Raw genomic sequence first — 24363 nt, forward strand, 5'->3', positions numbered from 1 at the left:
TCAGGCTATGAGGACATGAGCGTGAGCGATATCCGCATCGGTATTTCCGGATGGCGCTATGGCCCCTGGCGCAAGGACTTCTACCCAAAGGGCCTGCGCCAGGATAGCGAACTGGCATTTGCTTCAAGGGCGGTCAACAGCATCGAGATCAACGGCTCGTTCTACAGCCTGCAGACTGCGCAGCGCTACACGAATTGGCGTGATCAAGCGCCCGACGGCTTTGTGTTTTCAGTGAAGGGCCCTCGCTACATCACGCATGTACTCAGGCTAAAACAGGTAGAGACGGCGCTGGCCAATTTTTTCGCGTCTGGCCCGCTACTGCTGGGTGACAAGCTGGGTCCGTTTCTTTGGCAGTTTCCGCCGAACATGAAGTTCGACGAGCAACGGTTCAGCCACTTTCTGCAGTTGCTGCCCAAGGACCGAAAAGCCGCCCGCGAGTGTGCCCTAGGCTGCGAAGAACGCCACAGGGACCCTGCAGCAACTGCAATCAAAGGTAACGCACGGCTACGCCATGCTGTGGAAATCCGCCACGAGAGTTTTCTGTGCGAAGGTTTCATCAAGCTGTTGCGCAAACACCGTGTGGCCCTGGTTGTGGCTGACAGCGCAGGTAAATGGCCTTATGTCGAGGATGTAACGGCTGACTTCATCTACATGCGCTTGCACGGGGACATCGAACTCTACAGCAGCGGGTATACCGCACGGGCACTTCGACGCTGGAAGCAACGCATCCAGGCATGGGCGCGAGGCAGCCAAGCGGACGACGCGCATTTGATCGTGGCGGGGGCTCCGCCCAAGCGGGCCTCGCGGGATATTTACTGCTATTTCGACAATGACCAGAAAGTGCATGCGCCCTTTGACGCCCGTCGCTTGCTGGAAAAGCTCAAGCTCGATTACGACCTGATCACCGAACCGGGTGTGACGCCTGAGGTGCAGCTTTGAACAACAATCAGTTATCACCCAGCCCGGCTCTGGACGGCGATACCGCCGTGCACCGTTTGAATGTGCTGACGATCAATGTCCACAAGGGCTTCACCCAATTCAACCGCCGATTCATCCTGCCCGAGTTGCGCGAGGCCGTGCGCGCCACCAACGCTGACCTGGTGTTTCTCCAAGAGGTTCACGGTAGTCACCAGCAACACGCCGAGCGCCATCCAGACTGGCCGCAGGCCCCACAGTACGAGTTTCTCGCTGACAGCATGTGGCCGCAATTCGCCTATGGCCGTAACGCTGTTTATCCCTACGGGGATCACGGCAATGCGCTGCTGTCGAAATTCCCGATCACCTACTACGAAAACCTTGACGTTTCGATTCAAGGGAACGAGCAGCGCGGGCTGTTGCACTGCTGCTTGCAGGTGCCAGGCCACGAGCAGGTACATGCCATCTGCGTACACCTGGGCCTGCGTGAGGCTCATCGGCAAAGCCAGATCAAGCTGCTGCTGCAGCGGCTGGACAGCTTGCCGGCACAAGCGCCGGTGATTATCGCTGGTGATTTCAATGACTGGCGGCTTAAAGCTGATGCCGTGCTCTCGCAGCATCTGGTCGAAGCTTTTGGCGAACATTTTGGCAGCCCGGCTCGCAGCTTTCCTGCGCGCCTGCCGCTGCTGCGCCTGGATCGCATTTACCTGCGCAACGCCATGCCGGCCAGTGCTCAGGTGTTGTCCATGTATCCCTGGTCGCATTTGTCCGACCATGCCCCTCTTGCTGCGGAGATCGACCTGTGAACAGACCTTGGGTGGACGGTAACCATGTCCAACTGTTGATCAATGGTGAGCAATATTACCCGCGCGTGTTCGAGGCAATGGCCCAGGCCCGGGAAGAGATCTTGCTGGAAACTTTCATCATCTTTGATGACAAGGTTGGCCAGCAATTGCAGAAAGCGCTCATCGACGCTGCTAGCCGTGGAGTCAGGGTGGAAGTCGTGGTAGATGGCTACGGTACTGGGGACCTCCCGGACACCTACATTGCCGCGTTGACCGAGGCGGGCGTGAGCTTCCACGCCTTCGACCCGCAACCCAAGCTGGCGGGCATGCGCACCAACCTCTTTCATCGCCTGCACCGCAAGATCGTGGTGATCGATGGCGAGCTGGCCTTTATCGGTGGCATCAATTACAGCGCCGACCATCTGGGGGATTTTGGCCCCATGGCCAAGCAGGACTACGCCGTGGAGGTCACAGGGCCCGTGGTGGCTCAGGTTCATGCTGCCAGCCGCAGGCTGATGGCTCCGGTGCTGGAGCCGCCAAGCGACGTGCGCCCAGTGACGCAACCAACCGGCCAAAGCACGGCGGTGCTGATAGAGCGCGATAACCGTATGCGCAGCACCGATATTGAAACCCACTACCTGCAGGCCATACGCTCGGCCCAGAAGCGCGTGGTCGTGGCAAATGCTTACTTCTTCCCAGGCTACCGGCTGTTGCGCGAGCTGCGCAATGCCGCGCGGCGTGGCGTTGAGGTAACCTTGATTCTACAAGGCCAGCCCGACATGCGCTGGGTCCGGGCCCTGTCCAGGCTGCTGTACAACTACCTGCTACAAGGTGGCGTAAGCATTCGTGAGTACTGCCAGCGTCCATTGCACGGCAAGGTGGCACTGGTCGACGACCAGTGGGCTACCGTCGGCTCGAGCAATCTCGACCCCCTGAGCCTGTCCTTCAACCTGGAAGCCAACTTGTTCATCCGCGATCCGGCTTTCAACCAGGCGTTGTACGAGCATTTGCACAGCCTGGCTCAGGAACACTGCAAGCCCGTTACCCTTGAACGTATGGTACGCGGCTACTGGTGGCGAGCGCCTTTGATCTTCGCTTGTTTTCACATCGTCCGGCACTTTCCGCGCATCGCCGGCTGGTTCCCCGCGCATCGTCAGCGCTTGAAGTCGCTGCAACCGGAAATTCAGGCCCAAGGCGAACTTCATGAGGGTAATACGTGATGGCGAAAAAATCCTGGCAGGTCTGGGGCAAGCGATTATTCACCCTAGCGTTCATGATCCTGATACCGGTGCTGCTGTACATGCTCGCGCGAAACCTGGACTGGAACGAGGTGCGCCAATCCCTGCTTGCGTACAAGCCGAGCACGCTGGCCATCGGGCTTGCAATGGCGGTATGCAGCTACCTGATTTTCGCCAGTTACGATCTGCTGGCAAAGGCGTATACCGGCCATGACCTTCCGGCGCGGCAGGTGCTGCCAGTGGCGTTCGTCTGCTACGCCTTCAACCTCAATTTCACCACCTGGGTGGGAGGCGTTGCCTTGCGCTACCGGCTGTACAGCCGCCTAGGGCTGGATACACCCACCATCACGCGCATCCTCACATTAGGCCTGTTGACCAACTGGATGGGTTACATGCTGCTAGCCGGTGGCATATTCGCGCTTGGCCTTGTCGAGCTTCCCGGCAACTGGGCAGTGGGTACCGGGGGGCTGAGGCTGATAGGCGTGCTTTTGCTGGCCATCGCCATCGGTTATCTGCTGGCGTGTGGCCTTGCGAAGAAGCGCACATGGCGCTGGAGGGAACATGAAGTCACCCTGCCCTCGCTGCGCTTGGCGCTGTGCCAAGTAGCGCTGGGCGCTAGCAACTGGGCGGTGATGGCGTTACTGATTTATTGGCTACTGCCAGGGGAGCACTTCTTCCCCTCGATCCTCGGTATATTGCTGATCAGTTGCGTGGCGGGGGTGGTCGCTCACATTCCTGCAGGTTTGGGTGTGCTCGAGACGGTATTCCTTGCTTTGCTGCATGGTCAAGGCCAGGGCTCGTTAATCGCAGCGCTGCTGGGCTACCGGACACTGTATTACCTGATTCCTCTGGTCGTTGCCTTGATGACCTATTTATTGCTTGAGAAACGCGCCAAAGCCATGCGCCAGCGTGAACATCCGGCCTGAGGCCGTGCCGGCATGGGTTCGTGAAGAGACGGTCAGGTGCCGTCTCTTCACGCATTCACTCAACGTGCATCGCCCTCTTCGTCTTCGACCACATCATCGGTCCAAGGCTTGCCATCCAGGGGGGCTGAACGCGCCAACTCGGCCTCGTCGAGCCCAAACCCACCGCCTATTTCCTGCGCGTCTACCTCGCGCAGGTCCATGTCAGCCGGGCCATTGCCATCGCCTGGCTCAAAGGGGTCGCGAGCGCCGGTTTCATCCAGCAAGGTATCAGGGCTCAGATCATCATAGGTGACGTTGTCTTCGTGCAGGCTATCGCTTAGTGCCTCACCGCCAGTCATGCCGCTTTCGGCAACCCGTTGGTCCGGGAACTCGTGTTCGATTTCCGAAGCGGGTCGTTCGTCGCCGACTCGCCCCTCACGATGGTCGTGGCGATCACTGAAATCCAGTTCGCGCACACTGCCCATACGGTCTTCGGTGTCATCGATTTCAGTGGGTGTGTAGGGTTTCAGATCATCAGATCGGCTCATTGCGGTTCTCCATCAGTGACATACAGATTGTCGACTGCTGCAGCCCTGCGATGATTCAGAGTTTTTTTGAACTACCCTGCGCCCGGCTCCCTCCCAACCTACAGATGCCTTCACGGAGCCGACCATGGCAAAGCCTCTTGCAGAATACGCGCGCAAGCGCGATTTCGACGCGACGCCTGAACCTAGTGGTCAGCGCAGGCGCGGCAACCGCGCGCATGCCTTGCAGTTCTGCATTCAGAAACACGACGCCAGTCACCTGCATTACGACTTCCGTTTGGAACTCGATGGGACGCTGAAAAGTTGGGCGATCCCCAAAGGCCCTTCGCTGGACCCAAAAGTGCGGCGCCTGGCGGTGCATGTAGAAGACCACCCGTTGGACTATGCCAACTTCGAAGGGCACATACCGCAGGGCCACTACGGCGCCGGTGACGTCATCGTCTGGGACCGGGGTGTCTGGGAACCCGAATGCGATCCGCGCCAGGGCTATGCCAAAGGCAAGCTGCGTTTTCGCTTGCAGGGTGAAAAGCTGAGCGGTGTCTGGAACCTATTCCGTACGCAATTTGCCGGCAAGAAGGAGCAGTGGATGCTGGTCAAGTCCCAGGACGGTGAGGCACGCAGTGAAGCTGAGTACAGTATCGTCGAGGCTCAGCCGGACAGCGTGCTAAGCGACCGTGGGCTGCTGCCGCGGCGCACGGCAAATGCCAAGCGCACACCCGTGCGGCGCAAAGCCGCTAACGCCGAGCTTGCACAACAGCTCAAGCCCCAGCTGGCTACCTTGGTCGACTCGCCACCGGCTGGCGACTGGCGTTATGAGGTCAAATTCGATGGCTATCGGATACTTGCGCGCATCGAAGGTGACGATGTCCGGTTATTCACCCGCAACGGTCATGACTGGAGCGCCAAAATGCCCGCCCAAGTCGCGGCGTTGCGGGCGCTGGGCATCGACTCGGCGTGGCTCGATGGCGAAATGGTGATCAGCGACGAAGACGGGAAGACCGACTTCCAGGCTTTGCAGAACGCCTTCGACACCGAGGATGACGAGCAGATCGGGTATTACATCTTCGACCTGCCGTTCTTGGGTGGCCAGGACTTGCGTCAGCGTCCACTTGAAGATCGTCGCCATGCGTTACGGCAATTGCTTGAGCACAATGAGTCGGACAAGCTCAAGTTTTCCGAGAGCTTCGACCAGCCTGTCGATGCCCTGCTCGACAGCGCTTGCCGCTTGGGCCTTGAGGGCCTGATCGGTAAACGAGTCGGCAGCCACTACATGAGTCGGCGCAGCCCCGACTGGGTAAAGCTCAAGTGCCAGCAACGGCAGGAGTTCGTGATCGTTGGCTTTACTGATCCCAAAGGCAGCAGAGCGGGCTTCGGCGCGCTGTTGCTGGCTTTGCACGACAAGCAAAGCGGCCAGCTGCAGTACGCGGGTAAAGTAGGCACCGGCTTCACCGGGGCAACGCTTGAAAACATTCATGAGCGGCTCAAACCCCTACAGGTCGCCAAGCCCACTGTCCATAAAGGGCCAACGGGCGCAGAAGCCCGCGGGGTGCATTGGCTCAAGCCGCATCTGCTGGCAGAAGTCGCCTACGCCCAGATGACCCGTGAGGGCTTGGTACGCCACGCAGTGTTCCATGGGCTACGCGAGGACAAACCAGCCACCGCAATCAACGTGGAGCGCGCAATGCCCGCCAAGCCAGGCTCAAAACCCAAGCAGGGCAAGCAGCCAGATCAGCTCGCCGACCTGCGCCTGACCCACCCTGACCGGCTGATCGATGCCACCGTGGGTGCCACGAAGCGGCAAATTGCGCAGTATTACGCGCAAGTCAGCCAGTGGTTGTTGCCACACCTCAAAAGTCGGCCGGTTGCATTGGTCCGGGCACCGGAGGGCCTGACAGGTGAGTTGTTCTTTCAAAAGAATGCGGGGCAGTTGCATATCCCGCACCTGGTCAATTACAGCAAAGCCGACGCAGGCCAAGCGGCAATGGTCATCAACCGCGCCGATACCTTGATGGGGGCGGTGCAGATGAACATGCTCGAACTGCATACCTGGAATGCGACCGACAAAGACTTCGACAAGCCCGATCGCTTCGTCCTAGACCTCGACCCAGACCCTGCGCTGCCCTGGAAAGCCATGTTAGAGGCAACTCAACTGGTCCTTACCCTGCTCGACGAGCTGGGTTTGCAGGTGTTCATCAAAACCAGTGGCGGCAAAGGCATCCACTTGGTCGTACCTATTACCCGGCGTGCGAATTGGGATGAGGTCAAGGATTTCAGCCAGGCGATTGTCAATTACCTGGCCAAGCTGTTCCCCGACCGCTTGAGTGCGGTTTCCGGCCCTAAAAACCGTATCGGTAAAATATTCATCGATTACCTACGCAACGGCAAAGGCGCCACCACGGTATGCGCCTACTCGCTGCGAGCCCGCGAGGGGCTGCCGGTGTCTGTGCCGATCTGGCGCGAAGAGTTGGCAGGGCTCAAAGGCGCCGATCAATGGCATATCGGTAACCTGCACGAACGCATGGTCGATCTGGACGACCCTTGGGCCGGGATGAGCAACGTTCGTCAATCGATCACTGCACGTATGCGCAAGCAAATGGGAATGGCATGAGCATCATTCAGGATTTCGACCTCACCAACCTCGACCGATTGTTACGCACCTTCGGCGAGCGACCCCAACCTCTCAACCTGGACACGCAGCTACCAGAGTTGATGCACGCACTCAAAGCCGATCAGCTCGACCTACTGCCACTGCCGGGGCAAGGCAACACCTTGCGCCGCTGGCAGACCTTGGCGCGGGTTGCCGGTTGCGACCTGGCACTGGCCAAACTCTATGAGGGGCACACCGATGCGCTGGCCATTCTGGCCGAATGTGGTGCGGCGCACCTGGTTGGCGACGATATATGGGGCGTCTGGGCTGCTGAACCGCCGGACGCTCGGGCACGGATTGTCGCGCGTGACGGTGATCAGGTGCAGCTGGGCGGTCGCAAGGCATGGTGTTCGGGGGCCCTGCAGATAGACAAAGCGTTATTGACTGCCTGGGGCGACGATAAGCAGCCGCAGTTGGTAGCGATCGAGGTGGGGCAATCTGACCAGAGTGTGGTGATCGACCATTGGCAAGCAGTGGGGATGGCCACCACGGCGAGTATCGAACTTCAGTTCAGCAATACGCCCGCCATCGCCGTTGGCCGCCCCGGCCAGTATTTGTCGCGCCCCGGCTTCTGGCACGGGGGCGCAGGCATCGCAGCTTGTTGGTACGGCGCGGCCGAGGCCTTGGCCGATTACCTGCGGGCGCATTGCCGCAAACCCCATGCCGACGCACATGCCCATGCCCACCTCGGCGCGGTGGACGCTGCCTTGTACGGCGCCCGCGCTGCGTTGCGTGAATGTGCTCAGTGGATCGACCTGCAACCTGACGCTGACGCAGGCTTGGAAGTTTGCCGCACTCGCGCTCAAGTCGAGCAGGCCGTCGAACAGGTGATCCGCCACGTGGGCCGCGCGCTGGGTGCCACACCGTTTTGCCGTAACAGCCATTTCGCCAGGCTCAGCGCAGACTTGCCAGTGTACATGCGCCAAAGCCATGCCGAGCGCGATCTGGCGGCGCTGGGTGAACAATTGACACAGATGCCTGCAGGAGCCTGGAAGCTATGAGCCAAAACTTGATTCAAGCTAGCAGTGGCACGCCTTGGGCTGACTGGCAACATGCCGCCCATCTGGCAAGGGCCACATGGATCAGTCCTGCGCAGCTGTGCCCCCCCGGGCGCCGCCTGGTGCTGGTCGCACCGCACCCCGACGATGAAATTCTCATGGCGGGCGGATTGCTGACCCACTTTCGCGGGCGTGAAGAGGACCTTCTGTTGATTTCGGCCACCGATGGTGAAGGCAGCCACGCGGGCTCCGAGCACTGGACCGAACATCGGCTGCGGCGCCAGCGACCGCTGGAGAGCCGCCAGGCACTGATGCAGCTTGACTTGAACGTCAACCATCTGGAGTGGCGCAGGCTTAATCTGAAGGACGGGAATTTGCCGCGCGAGGAAGCTTTCCTGGTCAACCACCTGACTCAGGCGCTGCGCCCGGACGATGTAGTGATGGCCACTTGGCGGGGCGACGGCCACTGCGATCACGAGGCCGTTGGCCGGGCCGCAGCCCAGGCAGCGCAGGCGCGCAAGGCGCAACTGGTCGAAGTGCCCGTATGGGCCTGGCACTGGGCCCAGCCGGATGATCCACGGCTGCCGTGGCCACGCGCGCACCGCATCGAGTTGGACGAAAGCGCCCTCGCACGCAAGCGTAAGGCCCTAGCTGCACACGTCAGCCAGTTGACACCGGACGATCCCCGCCCGCCCGTACTGCCAGCCAGCCTGCTGGACTGCCTGCTGCAACCCTTTGAACTGATGTTCCTGTAAACGGAGTTGCCATGAGCCTCGATCCCCAGTACTTCGCTGAACTGTATGCTACCAATGAAGATCCATGGGCTTTTCGCACACGCTGGTACGAAAAACGCAAACGCGATGTGCTGATGGCCAGTCTGCCGCGTCAGTGCTATCAGCGGGTGTTCGAGCCTGCCTGTGCCAATGGAGAGCTCAGTGCCTTACTGGCAGAGCGAAGTGCTGAACTTCTGTGCCAGGACTTGGATCCCACTGCCGTGAACCTTGCCCGCGAGCGCCTGACCGATGTGCCGAACGCTTCAGTCGAATTGGCTCGCTTGCCTGGTGACTGGCCCGCAGGCCAATTCGATCTGATCGTGCTGAGTGAGGTGGGATACTACCTGGACCCCACCGATTGGCTGCAGGTCATTGAGCAATGCCTTGCGAGCCTTACCTACGACGGTGCCCTGCTTGCCTGTCACTGGAAGCACCCCATTGCCGGCTGCCCGCAAGATGGCCGTGAGGTGCATCAAATGCTGGCCAAACACCTGCCGCTATTTCCGCTCCTTCGTCATGACGAGGCCGACTTCATGCTCGAATACTGGTCCTGCCAACCCAGCGTGGTGGACTTGGACGAGACGTGCATATGATCGGCGTAGTGATCCCCGCGCACAATGAAGCCCGGCGCCTAGGGCGCTGCCTGAGCGCGATGGCTACGGCCGTCTTGGCAGCGCGAGAAGCAGGTCATGGGGTACAGGTATTGGTCGTTCTCGATCGCTGCGTGGACGGCAGTGCCAAGGTGGCCGCCAGGTATGATGTCGACGTGCTTGCAGTCGAGGCCGGTAGCGTTGGAATGGCTCGCCGCTTAGGCGCCGAGTGGATGTTGGACCGCCATGCGACCTGGTTGGCCTGCACCGACGCCGACAGCCAGGTGCCGTCGCATTGGTTGTTGTCACAGCTGGCCTGCACGGCAGATGCGGTGTGTGGAACGGTGCACGTTGCCCGCTGGCAGCCTTGGCAGCGGGCGGCGCTACGTAAGCTCTATTTGAGCCGCTATGAAGCGCGGGAAGGCCATCGCCACATCCATGGTGCCAATCTGGGCGTGAGTGCCCGAGCCTATGAACGTGTCGGCGGGTTTCAACCACTTGCCGCCCATGAAGATGTGCAGCTTGTGAGGGACCTGGAGGCCGATGGCGCGCAGATAGTGTGGACGGCCAAGCACAGCGTTGCCACAAGTAGCCGAACCAACAGCCGGGCCCGTGAGGGGTTTGGCGACTACCTGGCAAGCCTTTGATCCACCAAGCGCTCGAGTCACGACGCTTTTCGCGAGCGTTTGGTGGTTTTCTTCGTGGCCGCAGGTTTCTTGCCACCTAAGCTGCGCTTCAACAACTCGGTGAGGTCGATGATATCGGCGCCTTTCTCGGCTGCGTCGCCCTCGCCTTTTTCCACCACGGCGATCTTGCCTTTACTGGCCTTTTCTTCAACAAGGTCCATGATCGTCTGACGAAACGCATCGTGATACTCGTCGGGCGCCCAGGGCCCGCTCATGTCCTCAACCAGCCGCTTGGCCATGGCCAACTCACGCTTGTCTGGCTTGCTTTCGGTAACCGTCTTGTCCAGCTCGAGGCTATCCAACCCACGCACTTCCTCGGGCCAGCGCAAAGTGATCATCACGACGGCATCGTCCAGCGGGCGTAGCAAAGCTAAGTGCTGGCGGGTATGCAGCACTACCGTTGCCAGCGCCACCTTACCGGTACTGGCCAATGTTTCACGCAGCAACGCATAGACCTTGCCACCTCGCTTGTCGGGGCTCAGGTAATAGGGCGTGTCGAAATGCTGGAGCGGGATTTCTGCCGCATCGACAAACGAGAAAATATCGATGGTCTGCGTAGCTTCGGGGCGGGCCTTGCGAATCTCGTCTTCGCTGATAACCACGTACCGGCCCTTCTCGTATTCAACGCCTTTGACGATATTATCCTTGTCAATTTCCTTGCCGGTGACCTTGTTGATGCGCTTATAGCCTACTGGCTCCATACTGCGCTCATCGAGCCAGTCAAAATCGACGCGCTCGGTACGCACAGCGGTATTGAGCGAAACCGGTATATGCACCAAGCCAAAACTGATGGCGCCTTTCCAGATAGCCCTGGCCATTACAGGTACCCTCCCGATTCCGTTAGTAGGACTGATACCTGAAATGACTACCGCTGGCGGCGAAGGTTTACTCCAGACGCGCAGTCGGCTGACTGAACAGCACCCGTTTGAAGGCCTCGGCGGCCAGGTGCACCTGCACTGCCCAATCATCGGCAGCATCGCTGCCAGCGTCATCTGAAACGTACTTCAGGCAAACGAAAGGTATGCCTTCGTTGCGCGCGATCAGCGCAAACACATAGGCTTCCATGTCGACGACATCGTAGGGGGCATCACCGTGGGTGATCTCGAAGCTGTCGCCGCTGCCGCAGGTTTCCAGCGGCAGGCCATCAATTGCATGACCATGCTCCAAAATCACAGGGGTATGGGAGAGTGGCGTCTGGTAGCGGGCGAAACCTAGCGGGGTCACGTCCATGTCGCGCTGCACAAAACGCGTGCAACACACAACCTCACCTTTGCCATGGCGCTGGCTACCGGCCGAGCCGAGGTTCACGATCAGTTTGGGGCGTTGCTGCGCTATCGCCTTGGTCAGAGCAACCGCGGCATTGACTTTGCCGATACCGGTAAACAATGTGTTCATACCGGTAAACACATCCCCTGCTTCGGCTTCCAAGGCAAATACGAACAAAATGTCGGAGGGAGAGATAGTGGGAAACTGCTGGGTCAGCATCATGGAGCTGGGATTCCAAATGGCATGCGGTTGATGCATGCATTCTGTGCAATCGATTGCCGATTGCAACCCTCCCATTTGCCACAGCCTGTGTCTGCAGTGCCAGGGCGGCCCGGCACTGCATACCATCAGTTACGAACGCCCGCCCTTGCGGCCTGATTCGTGATCCTGGTGCGCTGCGCCTCCTGAGGCTTGGCCACCTTTACGGCCCGCTTCGGATGCCTTTTGCTTGTCGTTTGCAAAGTTGCCTGGATTCTTGTTGCCGCCCTGGCTGCCGCTGCGGCTGTTGTCTTTGTTGGCCATGGTGTGGAACCTCATTTGGCTTGAGAATGGACGGCGTTGTGCCGTACATAAATTCCGAGTCCAGCCCCCGCGCAAGATTCGCTTTATCGCCAAGCCGTCAGACCGGTGGCCCTAATAAACCGTTCAGGGTGTATTTGGTGCGCGAATAGCCGCTTCATGGCTACGCCGACTTCGACGCTTCCTTGAGCTGATGTTGGCGGCCCAGCCAGTGCCCGACGACGCCCCAGCCCAATGCGATCAACGCTGCGATCATAAGCGTTACCTGAGGATGGTCAGCTAACGCATCAAGCCCTCGCTTGACCCAGCCGCCAAGCGCATCACCGCCGCGATAGACCACCGTGTCGATGAAGTTCTTGGCCTTGTATTTATCCTCGGCCGGCAGCACGGTGAACAGCATCTCGCGGCCCGGCCTGACCAAGGCGTACTCACCGGCGCGCCTCACCACCATCACAACCACAAATACCGCGAACACGGGGGCAAAGGCCAGCCAAACGAACCCGGCGGCGATCACTAACGGAACGGCCACCAGTAACACCCCGACCCCCAGGCGTCTGGCCAGGCGCCCGGTAAGAAACAGCTGGGTCACGATAGCCAGTGCCTGCACTACGGCATCGATAAGCCCGAACACCTGGGTCTGGCGGGTGCGGTCGGTAAAAGTCTCACTGACGATGCGCGCCTGTTCGAAGTAGAGAAAAGTACTGACGCTGGCAAGTAACACGACGAACACGCCGATCGCCAGCAAAAAGGGAGAACGAGCAACCGCCGTAGCCCCTGCAAAAGGGTTGCCGCCCAGGGGCCGGGATGAAGCGGCCCCGCCCATGACGGCTTCCCGGTAACCATCTCGCCAGTGCTGCACGTAGGAACAGGCAGCTACGCTGCCTACCAATAGTAAAGCCGCCAGCAACAGCAGCCCTGCATGTCCCAATGGCGCCACCAGCAGCGTACCTAGAACAGGCCCACTCAGGCCGCCCATACTTGCACCGGCTGCCAGCAGGCCGAACAGGCGTTTGCCTTGGCTGGTCGAAAACAGGTCGGCAAGTACGCTCCAGGCCAGGGAAATGCTGAGTAGGTTGAACACAGACAACCAAATGTAAAAAGCCCGAGCCCCCCATATCGACTCTTCATCAAAGGCAAAAAGCCACGCGAACAGCGATAACTGGCAGGCGAACAAGCCGTAGGTCCAAGGCAAGATGTGACGGCGTTGCACCTTGCTAGCCAGCCAGCCGTAAAGTGGCAGGCAAACCAATGTGGCGAGGAAAGTGCCGGTGAAGAGCCATTGAAGGTTTTCGACCCCGCCGGCTATGCCCATGGTCTCGCGCACCGGGCGCAGCATGAAATAGCCCGTGAACAGCAAATAGAACAGCAGCCAGGCTGCTACCACCGCTGGGCCTTCGCCGGGACGGATATTCAGCCCCCGCTTAAGCCCTCCGAGCCAACTGCTCATGATCTCAGGCGAACTGCTTGATCAGCGCTTGCCGTTGCGCCTGGCTCAGCAGTGGTTCATAACCGGCTTTAAGCTGGTCGATCTGGCGATCCGGGCGGCTGGTCGCGGGGATCACCGTAGTGACTGCCGGGTGGCTTATGGCGAACTTGAGAAACAGCTGCGCCCAGCTGCCGATGCCGGCCTCGGCAGCCCACGCCGGTAGGGGCTGGCCTTTGACCCTGGCAAATAGGCGACCGTCATCGAATGCACGATTGACCAGTACAGCGACACCTTTGTCCTGACATAACGGTAAGAGCTCGTGCGCAGCTTGGGGGGCAGTGACCGAGTAATTGATCTGAATGAAATCAAGCCTCTGGCTGCGCACAATTCGCGCCAAGGACTCGTGGCCGCTATTCAAATAATGGGTGACGCCGACGTAACGCGTTTTGCCCTGCTGCTGTAGCTCCCGGGCATAGGGCAACTGCGTCTGCCAGTCGCGCAGATTGTGGACTTGCAACAGATCGACGTTGTCCGTGCGCAGGCTCTTGAGTGTTCCCAACCATTGCGCCTGGGCATCGGCGGGGTTGTCGGCAGCGATTTTTGTGGCGATGAAACATTGCTGATGCCAGCCGCCCTCTTCCAGCAACTGGCCCAGAATGCTGTCAGCACCACCATAATTGGGCGAGGTATCGATGACTTTGCCACCCCCCTGGAAGAAGGCTTGGAGAACCTGCTTGAGTTGCTGGTACTCCGGGGAGTTGGCTGCTACCTCGAAGCTGCCGGAAGTGCCGGCACCGATGATTGGCAGAGCCTCGCCCGTGGCTGGAATAATGCGGGTCAGCAAGCCGCCCGTGCTGCCTGCATACAACCAGGGCGTGGCGGCTGCTACGGATAGAGTCGCGCCAGCGCGTAGGACATCGCGACGTTTAAGCATAGGAAAGCTCCCGCCCCGGAGGGAAACTTTCAAGGCTAGCCGTTGAGGCCTGAACTGATCGGCGATTCTGTATCCGGATGTAAAATGACTAAGCCTGCAACAGCGCCCGCAAGTCCAGGCCGCCCTCGCCCATGGGGGGGCACCAGTAGTAGCCGCCGGTCAATGGCCGGCTAAAACGGTATAAAGCATCAGTGACGCCATCTTCAAGGCCGCTCATACGCCGCAACTGGGCTTCGAAAGCCTCAAAGCTGCGGCCGAGGGCGACGAATGCCAAGCCAGCACCGCGATTATCGGCCCAAGATACCGAGCGGCGGACCATGAAAGCTTCTGGCGCATAGCTTTCCTGCGCCGTACGCTTGACATGGGCAGACGCTGGGGCGTCATCAAGCTCTTCGTTGTCGCTCAGGCGGCGGCCGATGATATTGTCCTGATCGGCTTGAGGCAGCGCCTTGAAATACGACAGGTCATGTTTCCAGAGCTGGAAGGCGGCAAAGCTCGAACCGTCCATACCCGGCTGACCGCCAGCCAGAATGGCGGCGTGCACAGCATCGTCGTCGGAGGGGTTTTCAGTGCCATCTTCGTAACCGGTCAGGTCAAGGCCACCGCGATGCAGGAAACCATCGACGCTATCGGCCAGGCGCAACGCGGGTGCCAGCATCTGTTCAAGTGCCTGGGCTTGCAAAACCAGATCACCGCGTTCATCGCTGCGTAGCCACAACCAAAGCGCGTGCTGAGTACTTGGGTTTTCCACGGCGGCGTCAAGCTGTGGGAACGCACGCAAGCCTGGGATGTCGCGGCCTAGGGCTTTGACCAAGGGTGCGCCGATACCAAGGATCAGGCTACGGCCGTCTACGTGTGGCAACAGGGTATCCAGTACCGCGGGCAACGCCTCGAGCGACTGCAGGGCGAAGAACAGGTGACGAGCGTGCACCGGCACGGGCGTAGCAAGCAGACCTTGTTGGAAAGGCATTACAGGCGAATCCTCGGCAAAAAAGCGAATGCTACTGCGCCAAGAGCCCTATCGCAACGCGATATGGCGACGCTCTGTGCCGCAGTTTAGCGAGTGTTCGGTAACAACTGGTAAACAAGTGCTGGCTCAGTGCAATCATACAACGCCTAGAGCCCACCTAGACTGCTTGCATCCCTCACCCGAGTGCCCGCCCATGACCGCATCCCCGTTGCTGACCGCATTTCTCCCTTTGGCGCTTGGCATCATCATGCTCGGCCTAGGATTGTCTTTGACCATGGCCGATTTCGCTCGCGTGCTGAAATACCCAAAGCCGGTGATGATCGGCCTGTTTTGCCAAATCCTCCTACTGCCATTGGTGTGCTTCCTCATTGCGAATGGGTTTGGCCTTGAAGCGGCGCTGGCGGTCGGCCTGATGTTGCTTGCAGCGTCACCAGGGGGCACCACCGCCAATCTGTTCAGCCACCTGGCCCACGGCGATGTGGCGCTGAATATCACCCTGACGGCGGTGAACTCGTTGATCGCTATCCTGAGCATGCCGCTGCTGGTCAACCTGTCGTTGAGCTATTTCATGGCGTCGGACCAAGCCATCCCACTGCAGTTCGCCAAGGTGCTGCAGGTATTCGCTATCGTGCTACTGCCGGTGGCGCTGGGCATGCTGATCCGTCACTGGGCACCGCGCTTCGCTGCGCGGATGGAAAAGCCCATGAAGCTTGTGGCAGCGCTGTTTCTGGCCTTCACCATCGTTCTGGCCTTGGCCAAGGACTGGCAGACCGTAGTGGAATATGCCCCGGTGGTGGGTTTGGCGGCCCTGTTGTTCAACTTGATCAGCCTTGCTGTTGGCTACTGCGTACCTCGCTTGCTCAATATTCCCAAGCGCCAGGCCATCGCTATCGGCATGGAAATCGGCATCCACAACGGCACGCTGGCCATCGCCCTCGCGCTCAGCCCATCGCTGCTCAATAACGCGACGATGGCAGTTCCAGCGGCCCTGTACAGCCTGATCATGTTCTTCACCGCCGCAGGGTTCGGCTGGTGGGTCAGCCGCGGCCGCGTGGCCAGCGCGCCTGCAACTGGCGCTTGAGCACCTTCAGCGGTGGCGCATAGAAGAAGCCGAAGGACACACAGCCGGTGCGCCCCTTCACGGCATGGTGCAGTTGATGAGCGCGGTGCAGACGTTTGAAGTAACGGTTGACCGGGCGTGGCGCGCGCGGCCAATGCCGGTGGAAGAGACCGTCGTGGGCAAGTACGTACAGTACCCCATACCCTGCCACCCCTGCGCCCACCCATTGCAGCGGAGCATGGCCAGCTTTGCCCAAGGCGATGAGCGCGGCGGCGATCAGCGCCAGCGCAAGTAGGTACAGGTCGTTGGTTTCCAGCATGCCCAACTGCGGCTCATGGTGCGAGCGGTGCAGCCACCAGCCCCAGCCATGCATGACGTACTTGTGGGCCAGCGTACCGACACCTTCCATGGCCACCAAGGTGCTGAGCAGCACAGCGAGATTGAACAGCATGTAACGATCCGGGCAATGGCGGAGAATGGCGCAAGGGTAACCAGTGCCCCGGTTTTTTGCCATGCCGGTGGCGCAGGTTGTAGGGGATTTCCTGATGAAGCCCTTGTCATGTTTCAACCCTTGACCCTCGGAGCTTGGCGGCGTAAGGTCCGCAACGCAATTTCGCCCCCCCGAACAGGAGCCCTGCTTTGGACAGTAGTCCCAGTCGCTTGCGACAGGCCCACAAGGCGAGCTAGTCCGGCAGTTTCCTGCCACTGTCTCGCCAAAAGTCAGACAGTGGAACCTCTGAGCCTATTAGGCATTACTTCCCCTTCTCTTTCGTGGTCCTGCGCTTATTTCTGGTTTTTTTAACCGTGCGGGCGTACGCCCGTGAAAGAGGTTTGCTATGGATTGGAAAGTCTTTCTTCTGCGTGTTGGCGTCGCCCTGCTGCTGGGCGCTCTGATCGGTGCCGAACGCCAACTGCGCCAACGCCTGACCGGGCTGCGTACCAATGCCCTGGTCAGCACGGGCGCCTGCCTGTTCGTGCTGATGACCCAGGCGGTGCCGGGCATGGCCCCGGCAGACGCGTCGCGAGTGGCCGCCTATGTTGTGTCGGGTATCGGTTTCTTAGGTGGTGGCGTGATCATGCGCGATGGCTTCAATGTGCGTGGCCTGAACACCGCCGCTACGCTCTGGTGCACCGCAGCTGTCGGCGTGTTGTGTAGCCTGGGCCTGCTGCTGGAGGCAGTGTTGGGCAGCCTGATGGTGCTGTGTGCCAACATCCTGCTGCGCGACATCGCCCAACGGCTTGACCGCCAGGAAGTGCTACCGGCTAGCGAAGTGGAACAGCATTATGAAGTGCGCATCATTTGCCGCGCCGAGGATGAGATACAGGTACGCAGCCTGATGCTGCATAGCCTCGGCGACCCGCAATTGCGCCTGCAGTCATTGCACAGCGAGGATCTGACTAACCCTGCTCGCCTGGAAGTGCGCGCAGAACTGCTCGGCAACCCGCAAGCCCCGGCGCAACTGGAACGGCTAGTCAGCCGGGTTAGCCTTGAAAAAGGCGTGAGCTCGGTGCGCTGGCAGTTGCAGCCTCAAGTAATGGCGGCTGACTAGCGCTCATCGCGCAGGTGCCGCTCTTTCTGCTCCTGACGCTCCTTGGCCTCAATGCATAGGGTTGCGGTTGGGCGCAGGAGTAGCCGTCGCAGGCCGATTGGCTCCCCGGTTTCCTCGCACCAGCCGTACTCACCACGGGCCAGGCGCTCCAGTGCCTGGTCAATCTTGTCGAGGAGCTTCTTCTCCCGCTCCAGGGAACGCAGCCTCCACTGTCGTTCCTCCTCTGCACTGCCGATATCAGCCGGGTCGCTAAGCACCTCTTGTTCGCGCAAGGCCTGAAATTCTTCCTCGATCCGAGCTTGCAGATCAGCGCGTTGATCCAGCAGAAGTCTACGGAAAAATTGCTGTTGGACTTCGTTCATGTAGGCTGCAGGCGCTTGGCTGAGCAGTTCATCTTCTGTCATCTAGGCACTCTCGCTTAACCGAAAAGCCAAAGTGTTACGTTATAACGATTTAAGTGCAAGCTTCGCGCTACCATCACTTTGGCCCGCCAGCCCATCAAAGGATCATCAGCATGCACATCCGCCCCACCCTGCCTTCTGATATCAGTCGATTGATCGAGATTGAACACTCTGCGGCCCAAGCTTTTCGGCAGTTTCCGGAGCTGGCGTGGTTGGCAGGGGCCGAGGGGCTTGATAGGGATGCGCACACAGCCTTCATCGCGGCCAGTGGCAGTTGGCTGGCCGAAAATGATCAAGGCCAGGCCGTGGGTTTCGTGTGCTTGACCATTGAGGAGCAGGCGCTGCATATCCACGAGCTATCGGTGAGGCTGCAGTCGCAGGGCAAAGGAATCGGCAGGTGCTTACTGGACAAGGTGCGTGCCCTAGCACGCCTGAGTGATCTGCCCATGGTGACCCTGACCACATTTGCCCATGTGCCTTGGAATGGGCCTTTTTATGCAAAATACGGTTTCGAGGTACTCGAAGAGCAACGCCTTGGGGCCAGGTTGCAAGCTATTCTTGCAACTGAGCGCGCTCAGGGTTTGCCCAGGCGCTGCGCGATGGGCCTGTTACTAAGCACTCAGGATGCAGAGGGCGGTTGAGCGGTGCTGGCGTCGCCGACTGCATCGCGTTTTTGCAGTTCATCCTTGAGCAGTTGCAGTTGCCTGGCCTGCTCGATGGAAATAGCACGACTGTTTTCTAGGCTCTGTGCCTGCGCCTGTAATTGACGGCGCATCTCATCGCTGGCGCCTTGAGCCTGGGCCAAGATCGTTCGCAGCCCCTGGATCTGCGCATCGCGTTGTTCAAGTAGCTCGTCTTTGACCTTGCATTCACTGGCCGCCTGGCGATGCTCACCGAGCATACGTTCGTTGTCGCGATGCAAACGAGTCAGTTCGTCCTGTTTGACGATCATGCCCTGCTGCAATTGACGCAGTTCCACCTGCAGTTGTTGAACCTGCGCCTCTTGTCTGCGCTGGTCTTGCTCACGCTGTTCACGACTGGCGTTGCGGTAGTGCTCTAGTGCCTCGCGCGCATGGCGGTGCTTGTCCTCCAACGAGCGGATTTGTTCATCCTTGTCTGCCAGACGCACCTGCAGCTCACCTAACGACTGGTTGAGGCTGGCGTTGCGCAATTGCTCGGCCTGCAGGGAGTTCTGGACGGTTATCAGACGTTCGGACTCTGCCGCCAGGGCGGAGGCTTGCACCTGCTGTTGCTGCACAGCAGCTGCCAACGCTTGCTGCGTCTGTTGTAACAGATTCTCCAGCTGCTCCCGCTGCTCAAGAAACGCAGCCTCGGCCTGGTCGATACGGGCGTTACCCTCTTCCTCCACCTGAGCAGCCAGTTGCGAAACCAGCTTGGTGAGCGCATCACTAAGCGCCGCCTGGCCCTGCAGGCCGGCAGGTTTGGAGGCCTCCAACTCCTTCAAGTAGCGGTGGATGGTGGTCTTTGAGCCGGTATTACCCAGTTCGATACGTACTGCATCGATGCTGGGGTATTCGCCCCGGGCGATCAGGACTTGCCGAGCCTGCTGCACTACTGCTTTGTTGATACCACCCCGGGCCATGGTTGCTCCTACTATTTCGTAGCATGGTACGTACCATGTATTTACATGTGATTTTTGCTCTTTCAAGAACGGATTTCAAGATCTTTCTCAGATGGAATAATCACGGCTTATCACATGTAAGTGCAGGCAAGCCAAGCAGTACGGTGCTGTATGCACGCTTAAGTCGGCACAAGGGTCGAGAGGGCTGGTTATGCTCGGCCGCTTCATGAAATCGCTGCCAATCAGCGATGACTCCTGGCGCCGAGTGGGCAGGGCTTCGGGGTGCCTTTGGGAAGGTCCAGAGTCAAGCAGCGCGCCGAGATGGACCTTGAGCCGCGCACTTTCCTAGCTGCGCACCATCAGTCAGTAGCTCAAGTGAGATTGGAAGGGCAATTCAGGTAACTGCGACCGGAATCTAACAACTAGCAGCAGCGTGGCTGCTGCCAGTCGAGTCGGACAATGCGCTGGGCACTAGGAAAGGGCTGGCGCCCTTATATGCGTAGGTATGGTGCGGGGCGCTTTACGTCTACATGCGCACTGACGGGGATGACCGCTGCTCGGGTCAAGGTTGTGCATCGAGCCCCATCTGCCAGAAGTCTGCCTCTAGCCGCGATGCCTGACCGAAAATCTGCGCCAGCTCGATGAACCGCTGTTCAGTCATGCTTCGCGCTGCCAGCTCATCCAAGTGCTTGCGCGCCGCCGCTGCCACGCCTTGGTAAGCCTCGCCGGCATACTCGCTGATCCATTCTCGGTACGGGTGCTGGCTCAAGTCGCCAATACGCTGCGCGAGTGTGCGGCCGATTTCGGCGTAACCGATTACACAGGGTGCCAGCGCCACATGCAGTTCGAGCAAATCACCTGCTGCGCCGCAATCCAGAACGTAGCGGGTGTATGCCACAGTCGCCTGATGCTCCGGTGCTGCCTGGATGTCGGCTTGCGACAAGCCCCACCGCGCGCACAACCTAAGGTGCAGTTCGGTCTCGTCAAGTATTGCTGCAAGGCCGGACTGGGCCGCACGAATGTCCGCGGGCAGGCGGCTTTTGTAAGCCGCCAGTGCCCAGGCACGGGCGAATTGAATGAGAAACAGATAATCCTGGATCAGATAAGTCCGAAAGGCCTCTTCGGGCAAAGTGCCCTCGCCCATCTGCCGGACGAAATCGTGATCGACATAACTATTCCACTGCGTGCTGCCAGCGGACTTCAAACGTTCGAAAATATCCATGCTCAGGCCTGCTCGTGGTAAACGGCATCGAAGAAAGACAGTTCCAACGCCACCGTCCGTGCGAAGAAATCGCTGGCCACCGCCGCCTCTTTTGGCCCTACCCGGTCCAGTTCGGCTTTGAGAAACCCTACGAAGTCACAGAACGCTGGGTTGTCATGCAGTGTGATCCACTCGGCGTAGACGAAGTTGTCAGGCAGTGGCTTGGGTGCCTTGAGCGCCCAGTCCAGGTAAAGGCCCTCCGCCACATTGAGCACCGCCAGAGCAGCTGCATAAGAGCGAGTATCAGCAGCCTCGCGCATGATCGCCTTGAAACCTGCGGTGGGCGCGGTATCGGCAGGTTGCATACGTTGCGCCTCACTGACGCCCAACGCCTGGAAGGCGCGTAGGAAGTAGGTGTTTTCATCGCTGCAGATCATGCCCGCGAAGCGGCCAAAGCGCAGACGAGCTTCATAAGTGTCCGCGCTGGCGATGGCAGCGCCAAGCAGGGTCACGAAGCTGTCGAGAAAGCGGTGATCCTGGATCAGGTAACGGATCATGACCTGATCCGGCACGCTGGCCGTGCAAAGCTCGGTGACGAATCGGTGTTCAATCGCCGCTGACCAGGTCGATTGGTTCTGACGTTGCAAAGTATCGCTGAAGCGTTCAGCCATGCTGCTCTCCCCCTTGGGAATGACAGCGAGACCTTTGTGGCTTGGCATGGTGTGGCCTCGCAGTGAGGCCGGCTAAAAGGCAGGTCGGCAGTCCCATCCCTTCGCCGGCATGATCCGGATCAGGTTCGAAGGGTCACCGCGCTGCTATGCCAGCGGTTTCTCAGCCCGTTGCAGGGCTCCCCTTGGTAGGCGACAGATATACAGCGCCAGACTCCGCTTGTCATCATTGGCCTGGTGCACGTGGCCTGGGCCTTTACTTTGCCGCGCATCGAGGCAAACAGGTAAGGCATTTAGCCACTAGTCATCAGGCTGTCATCTGCTTGTCGTATTTTCATCTGATCACCCAGGGTCAGGACTACCAGCAGTGATCCGTCGCTCTCACTCTTCTACAGGCGTTCTACGCTTGTTGATCCTGACGCTCTGCGCAGCAACCCTGATCTTCCTGTGGGGGCTGTACTTCACTCAGAAGGCCGCTGCGCGCAGGGATGTGCTGGCCGCCAAGGCAGCGCAGCAGCTGAACCTTGCCAGTGTCGTTGCACAGAGCCTGTGCCAACTGGTCGACCGCACCCAGCGTATGCTCCAGATAACCCTGAGCGAGGGTAAATCCCTGAATGCCGGCAACCCTAACCTGCCCAGGCTGTTCACCGACGACCCGCTCTTCAAGGGCATAGGGCTCTATAACCGCCAGGGCCAGTTACTAGTCGCTAGCGTCGAGGGCCAACCAGCCCTCCTACCGCCCAGGTGGCTGGATCAACTGAACCTGCACGCCAGGCAATTCGGATTCACGCCCTTCCTGCTCCCGCCCCCCCTGCCAGCCCCGCTCGACTGGCATCAGTTCTTCATGCTGCCGCTGCCGGGCCTCAATGGTGATGAGCCAAACACGCTTGTTGTTATGCAGCTCGACCTGAGTTACCTAGGAGCATTGTTGCAGCCTATCGATCTGGGCGAGAGCCGCTTGGTACGGCTGCTCCAGAGCAATGGCCAGGAACGCCTGCGCATCGATACCCACGCAATGCCGGTGGCAGGCGACAGCTTCGCACCGGGCATGGCGGATACCGGCCAGCGCTCTCGGCAAATGACACAGTTCGTTGACGGCGTTCCCTATCAGAGCCTGTATCGCAGCGTGCCTGAGCACGCTTTCAGCGTAGTGGTCAGCCAGCGGTATGACCAAATGCTGGCCCCTTGGGCAAAAGCTTACACACGCCAGTTATGGTTCAACCTAGGCATGACACTGGTGATTCTCACCGGTTTGGCCTGGGCCTTGCGCCTACTGCGCAAGCGTCAAGAGGCGTTTTGCGACCTCGAGCACGCTCAGCAGGTCAACCAGCAGTTGATCGGCCGGCTCGAGGCCGAGCACCGGCGCAGCAGCCACGCGGCTGCGACCGACCACCTGAGCGGCCTACACAACCGCCGCCAGTTCGTCGAAATGGCCGAGCAAGCGCTGACCCGACAGCGGGGCAAGCGCTGTTTGATGGCTATCCTGTTCATCGACATGGACCGCTTCAAATCGATCAACGACTCTCTGGGGCACAAAATTGGCGACCTGCTGCTGCAGGCGGTGGCCGGGCGCATACGCCGGCTGCTTGAGCCTGGGGATGAGGCGTCACGCTTTGGCGGTGACGAATTCGTGGTGCTGCTGGCCGGCGAACGCAGTGAGGAACAGATCACCGTCTGGGTGCACACACTGGTAAAAAAACTTTCGGCCACCTATGCCCTCGATGGCCAAGAGGTCAATACCAGCCCGAGTGTCGGGGTCAGCATCTGCCCGCGCGACGGCCAGGACATCGACAGTTTGATACGCTTTGCCGACGCTGCCATGTACTGCGCCAAGCAGGCTGGCCGTGCGCAGTATCGGTTTTTCGACCCGTCGCTGAACCGCTCCGATATTCAGGCCTTTGCACTCGAACAGGCCTTCGGCAGCGCCTTGAGCGGGCGGCAGTTCGTGCTGCACTACCAGCCTCAAGTCCGCCTGGATAACCATCGTGTGCTCGGCTATGAAGCTTTGGTAAGGTGGGACCACCCCGATTTCGGGCTGCTTTATCCGGACAGATTTATCGATCTTGCCGAGCGCAGCGGCTTCATCATTGAGCTTGGCTGGGAGGTGTTGCGTTTGGCGTGCGAAGACCTCGAACGCTGGCAGGCAAAGGGCCATGAGGCCCGGCTGGCCGTCAATGTCTCAGCCATGCAGTTGCGTCAGGCCGACTTCAGTACCCGCTTGCTGGCCAAGCTGGAGTATCACGGCATCATGCCCCATCGCCTGGAGCTGGAAATTACCGAAACCACCATTCTTGACTCGCAAGGCACCGCAATCGATCACCTGCATCGCCTGCGCGCTGCCGGCCTGGGCATCAGCCTGGATGACTTCGGCCGCGGCTATGCGGGCTTCGCGCACCTGCAATCGCTGCCACTGAGCAAACTGAAGATCGACCGCTCGCTGATCGCCCCCTTATCCAACAGTTACGACGACAGTCCAATCGTGTCATCGACCATCATCCTGGCCAAACGGCTGGGCCTGGAAGTGGTGGCCGAAGGCGTCGAGACCCGTGAGCAAGTGGTGTGCCTGAAGCTAGCTGGCTGCGATATCGCCCAGGGCTATCACTTCAGCCGCCCCCTGTCGGCAGCGCAGTTGCGCGAATATCCACCGTTCAACGGCTGCGAGGAAAAACCTTGCCTGGCGTGAGCCAGACCGGACAGGCAACGC

At 59.7% G+C, this 24363-nt stretch carries 25 protein-coding genes and 1 riboswitch; of the genes, 13 read left to right on the plus strand and 12 right to left on the minus strand.

Annotated elements, in window-relative coordinates; genetic code table 11:
* Positions 1–21: 21 nt before the first annotated feature.
* The 4 genes from HU725_RS11205 to HU725_RS11220 are packed head-to-tail and all read left to right on the plus strand — an operon-like array spanning position 22 to position 3864.
* On the plus strand, positions 22–939 hold the full coding sequence (locus HU725_RS11205; RefSeq protein ID WP_225915533.1) for a DUF72 domain-containing protein: 918 nt from the start codon (positions 22–24) through the stop codon (positions 937–939).
* The gene (locus HU725_RS11210) at positions 936–1721 is read left to right on the plus strand and encodes an endonuclease/exonuclease/phosphatase family protein (protein WP_186477260.1); all 786 of its coding nucleotides are present in this window, start codon (positions 936–938) and stop codon (positions 1719–1721) included. The genes HU725_RS11205 and HU725_RS11210 overlap by 4 nt, the downstream gene beginning before the upstream one ends.
* The gene (gene clsB, locus HU725_RS11215) at positions 1718–2920 is read left to right on the plus strand and encodes a cardiolipin synthase ClsB (RefSeq protein WP_186477261.1); all 1203 of its coding nucleotides are present in this window, start codon (positions 1718–1720) and stop codon (positions 2918–2920) included. Before HU725_RS11210 ends, clsB begins: the two co-directional genes overlap by 4 nt.
* Positions 2920–3864, plus strand: a complete 945-nt coding sequence (locus HU725_RS11220) for a lysylphosphatidylglycerol synthase domain-containing protein (RefSeq protein ID WP_186477262.1) — start codon at positions 2920–2922, stop codon at positions 3862–3864. The genes clsB and HU725_RS11220 overlap by 1 nt, the downstream gene beginning before the upstream one ends.
* Before the next feature lie 59 nt (positions 3865–3923).
* Here HU725_RS11220 and HU725_RS11225 read toward each other — a convergent pair whose 3' ends face one another.
* A complete protein-coding gene (locus HU725_RS11225) occupies positions 3924–4391 on the minus strand; it encodes a phosphotransferase system, HPr-related protein (protein ID WP_186477263.1) in 468 nt (155 codons plus the stop codon).
* 124 nt (positions 4392–4515) lie between these two features.
* Here HU725_RS11225 and ligD point away from each other — a divergent pair, with 124 nt between their 5' ends.
* Genes ligD through HU725_RS11250 form a run of 5 tightly spaced genes read left to right on the plus strand, consistent with a single transcriptional unit; the run spans position 4516 to position 10043 of the window.
* Complete coding sequence (ligD, locus tag HU725_RS11230; protein ID WP_186477264.1) at positions 4516–6996, plus strand: DNA ligase D; 2481 nt, start codon at positions 4516–4518, stop codon at positions 6994–6996.
* Positions 6993–8036, plus strand: coding sequence for an acyl-CoA dehydrogenase family protein (locus HU725_RS11235; RefSeq protein WP_186477265.1), 1044 nt, complete (start codon positions 6993–6995; stop codon positions 8034–8036). The genes ligD and HU725_RS11235 overlap by 4 nt, the downstream gene beginning before the upstream one ends.
* Positions 8033–8788: a PIG-L deacetylase family protein gene (locus HU725_RS11240; protein ID WP_186477266.1), complete on the plus strand. Its 756-nt coding sequence runs from the start codon at positions 8033–8035 to the stop codon at positions 8786–8788. The genes HU725_RS11235 and HU725_RS11240 overlap by 4 nt, the downstream gene beginning before the upstream one ends.
* 11 nt (positions 8789–8799) lie before the next feature.
* Complete coding sequence (locus HU725_RS11245; protein ID WP_060477373.1) at positions 8800–9399, plus strand: class I SAM-dependent methyltransferase; 600 nt, start codon at positions 8800–8802, stop codon at positions 9397–9399.
* Positions 9396–10043 carry a glycosyltransferase family 2 protein gene (locus HU725_RS11250; RefSeq protein WP_060477372.1) on the plus strand — a complete coding sequence of 216 codons (648 nt, stop codon included), beginning with the start codon at positions 9396–9398 and terminating at the stop codon, positions 10041–10043. The genes HU725_RS11245 and HU725_RS11250 overlap by 4 nt, the downstream gene beginning before the upstream one ends.
* A gap of 17 nt (positions 10044–10060) precedes the next feature.
* Here HU725_RS11250 and ku read toward each other — a convergent pair whose 3' ends face one another.
* From ku to HU725_RS11280, 6 genes are all read right to left on the minus strand, one after another.
* On the minus strand, positions 10061–10900 hold the full coding sequence (gene ku, locus HU725_RS11255; RefSeq protein ID WP_186477267.1) for a non-homologous end joining protein Ku: 840 nt from the start codon (positions 10898–10900) through the stop codon (positions 10061–10063).
* Between the two features lie 67 nt (positions 10901–10967).
* Positions 10968–11570 carry a phosphorylase family protein gene (locus tag HU725_RS11260; protein ID WP_186477268.1) on the minus strand — a complete coding sequence of 201 codons (603 nt, stop codon included), beginning with the start codon at positions 11568–11570 and terminating at the stop codon, positions 10968–10970.
* A gap of 129 nt (positions 11571–11699) precedes the next feature.
* Positions 11700–11870 carry a con-10 family general stress protein gene (locus tag HU725_RS11265; protein WP_060477369.1) on the minus strand — a complete coding sequence of 57 codons (171 nt, stop codon included), beginning with the start codon at positions 11868–11870 and terminating at the stop codon, positions 11700–11702.
* Between the two features lie 160 nt (positions 11871–12030).
* A complete protein-coding gene (locus HU725_RS11270; protein ID WP_186477269.1) occupies positions 12031–13314 on the minus strand; it encodes an NTP/NDP exchange transporter in 1284 nt (427 codons plus the stop codon).
* Positions 13315–13318: 4 nt separating this feature from the next.
* Positions 13319–14227, minus strand: a complete 909-nt coding sequence (locus tag HU725_RS11275; RefSeq protein WP_186477270.1) for an aldo/keto reductase — start codon at positions 14225–14227, stop codon at positions 13319–13321.
* 88 nt (positions 14228–14315) lie between these two features.
* Complete coding sequence (locus HU725_RS11280; protein ID WP_186477271.1) at positions 14316–15197, minus strand: Dyp-type peroxidase; 882 nt, start codon at positions 15195–15197, stop codon at positions 14316–14318.
* 193 nt (positions 15198–15390) lie between these two features.
* Between HU725_RS11280 and HU725_RS11285 the strand changes: the two genes are divergently transcribed.
* Positions 15391–16278, plus strand: a complete 888-nt coding sequence (locus tag HU725_RS11285) for a bile acid:sodium symporter family protein (protein ID WP_186477272.1) — start codon at positions 15391–15393, stop codon at positions 16276–16278.
* On the opposite strand, the gene HU725_RS11290 is transcribed toward HU725_RS11285, so the two are convergent.
* Positions 16235–16708 (minus strand): sterol desaturase family protein, encoded by a 474-nt coding sequence (locus HU725_RS11290; protein WP_186477273.1) that lies wholly within the window; start codon positions 16706–16708, stop codon positions 16235–16237. The two genes, HU725_RS11285 and HU725_RS11290, sit on opposite strands and share 44 nt — an antisense overlap.
* A 385-nt stretch (positions 16709–17093) precedes the next feature.
* On the opposite strand from HU725_RS11290, the gene HU725_RS11295 reads away from it, so the two are divergent.
* Positions 17094–17807 carry an MgtC/SapB family protein gene (locus HU725_RS11295; protein ID WP_186477274.1) on the plus strand — a complete coding sequence of 238 codons (714 nt, stop codon included), beginning with the start codon at positions 17094–17096 and terminating at the stop codon, positions 17805–17807.
* Here HU725_RS11295 and dksA read toward each other — a convergent pair.
* On the minus strand, positions 17804–18211 hold the full coding sequence (dksA, locus tag HU725_RS11300; RefSeq protein WP_186477275.1) for an RNA polymerase-binding protein DksA: 408 nt from the start codon (positions 18209–18211) through the stop codon (positions 17804–17806). The two genes, HU725_RS11295 and dksA, sit on opposite strands and share 4 nt — an antisense overlap.
* Positions 18212–18321: 110 nt before the next feature.
* Between dksA and HU725_RS11305 the strand changes: the two genes are divergently transcribed.
* Complete coding sequence (locus HU725_RS11305; RefSeq protein ID WP_186477276.1) at positions 18322–18849, plus strand: GNAT family N-acetyltransferase; 528 nt, start codon at positions 18322–18324, stop codon at positions 18847–18849.
* Here HU725_RS11305 and HU725_RS11310 read toward each other — a convergent pair.
* The 3 genes from HU725_RS11310 to HU725_RS11320 form a co-directional block, all read right to left on the minus strand.
* Entirely contained in the window at positions 18828–19811 is a 984-nt protein-coding gene (locus HU725_RS11310; protein ID WP_186477277.1) for a DNA-binding protein, read from the minus strand. The genes HU725_RS11305 and HU725_RS11310 overlap by 22 nt on opposite strands.
* Before the next feature lie 541 nt (positions 19812–20352).
* A complete protein-coding gene (gene tenA / locus HU725_RS11315; protein ID WP_186477383.1) occupies positions 20353–21018 on the minus strand; it encodes a thiaminase II in 666 nt (221 codons plus the stop codon).
* Positions 21015–21662 carry a TenA family protein gene (locus HU725_RS11320; RefSeq protein ID WP_186477278.1) on the minus strand — a complete coding sequence of 216 codons (648 nt, stop codon included), beginning with the start codon at positions 21660–21662 and terminating at the stop codon, positions 21015–21017. Before HU725_RS11320 ends, tenA begins: the two co-directional genes overlap by 4 nt.
* A gap of 79 nt (positions 21663–21741) precedes the next feature.
* Positions 21742–21855: riboswitch (TPP riboswitch) on the minus strand.
* A 171-nt stretch (positions 21856–22026) separates the two neighbouring features.
* Between HU725_RS11320 and HU725_RS11325 the strand changes: the two genes are divergently transcribed.
* Positions 22027–24342: a putative bifunctional diguanylate cyclase/phosphodiesterase gene (locus HU725_RS11325; protein ID WP_186477279.1), complete on the plus strand. Its 2316-nt coding sequence runs from the start codon at positions 22027–22029 to the stop codon at positions 24340–24342.
* The last annotated feature ends 21 nt before the right edge of the window (positions 24343–24363 follow it).

Source organism: Pseudomonas promysalinigenes (genome assembly GCF_014269025.2).
GTDB classification, from domain to species: Bacteria; Pseudomonadota; Gammaproteobacteria; order Pseudomonadales; family Pseudomonadaceae; genus Aquipseudomonas; species Aquipseudomonas promysalinigenes.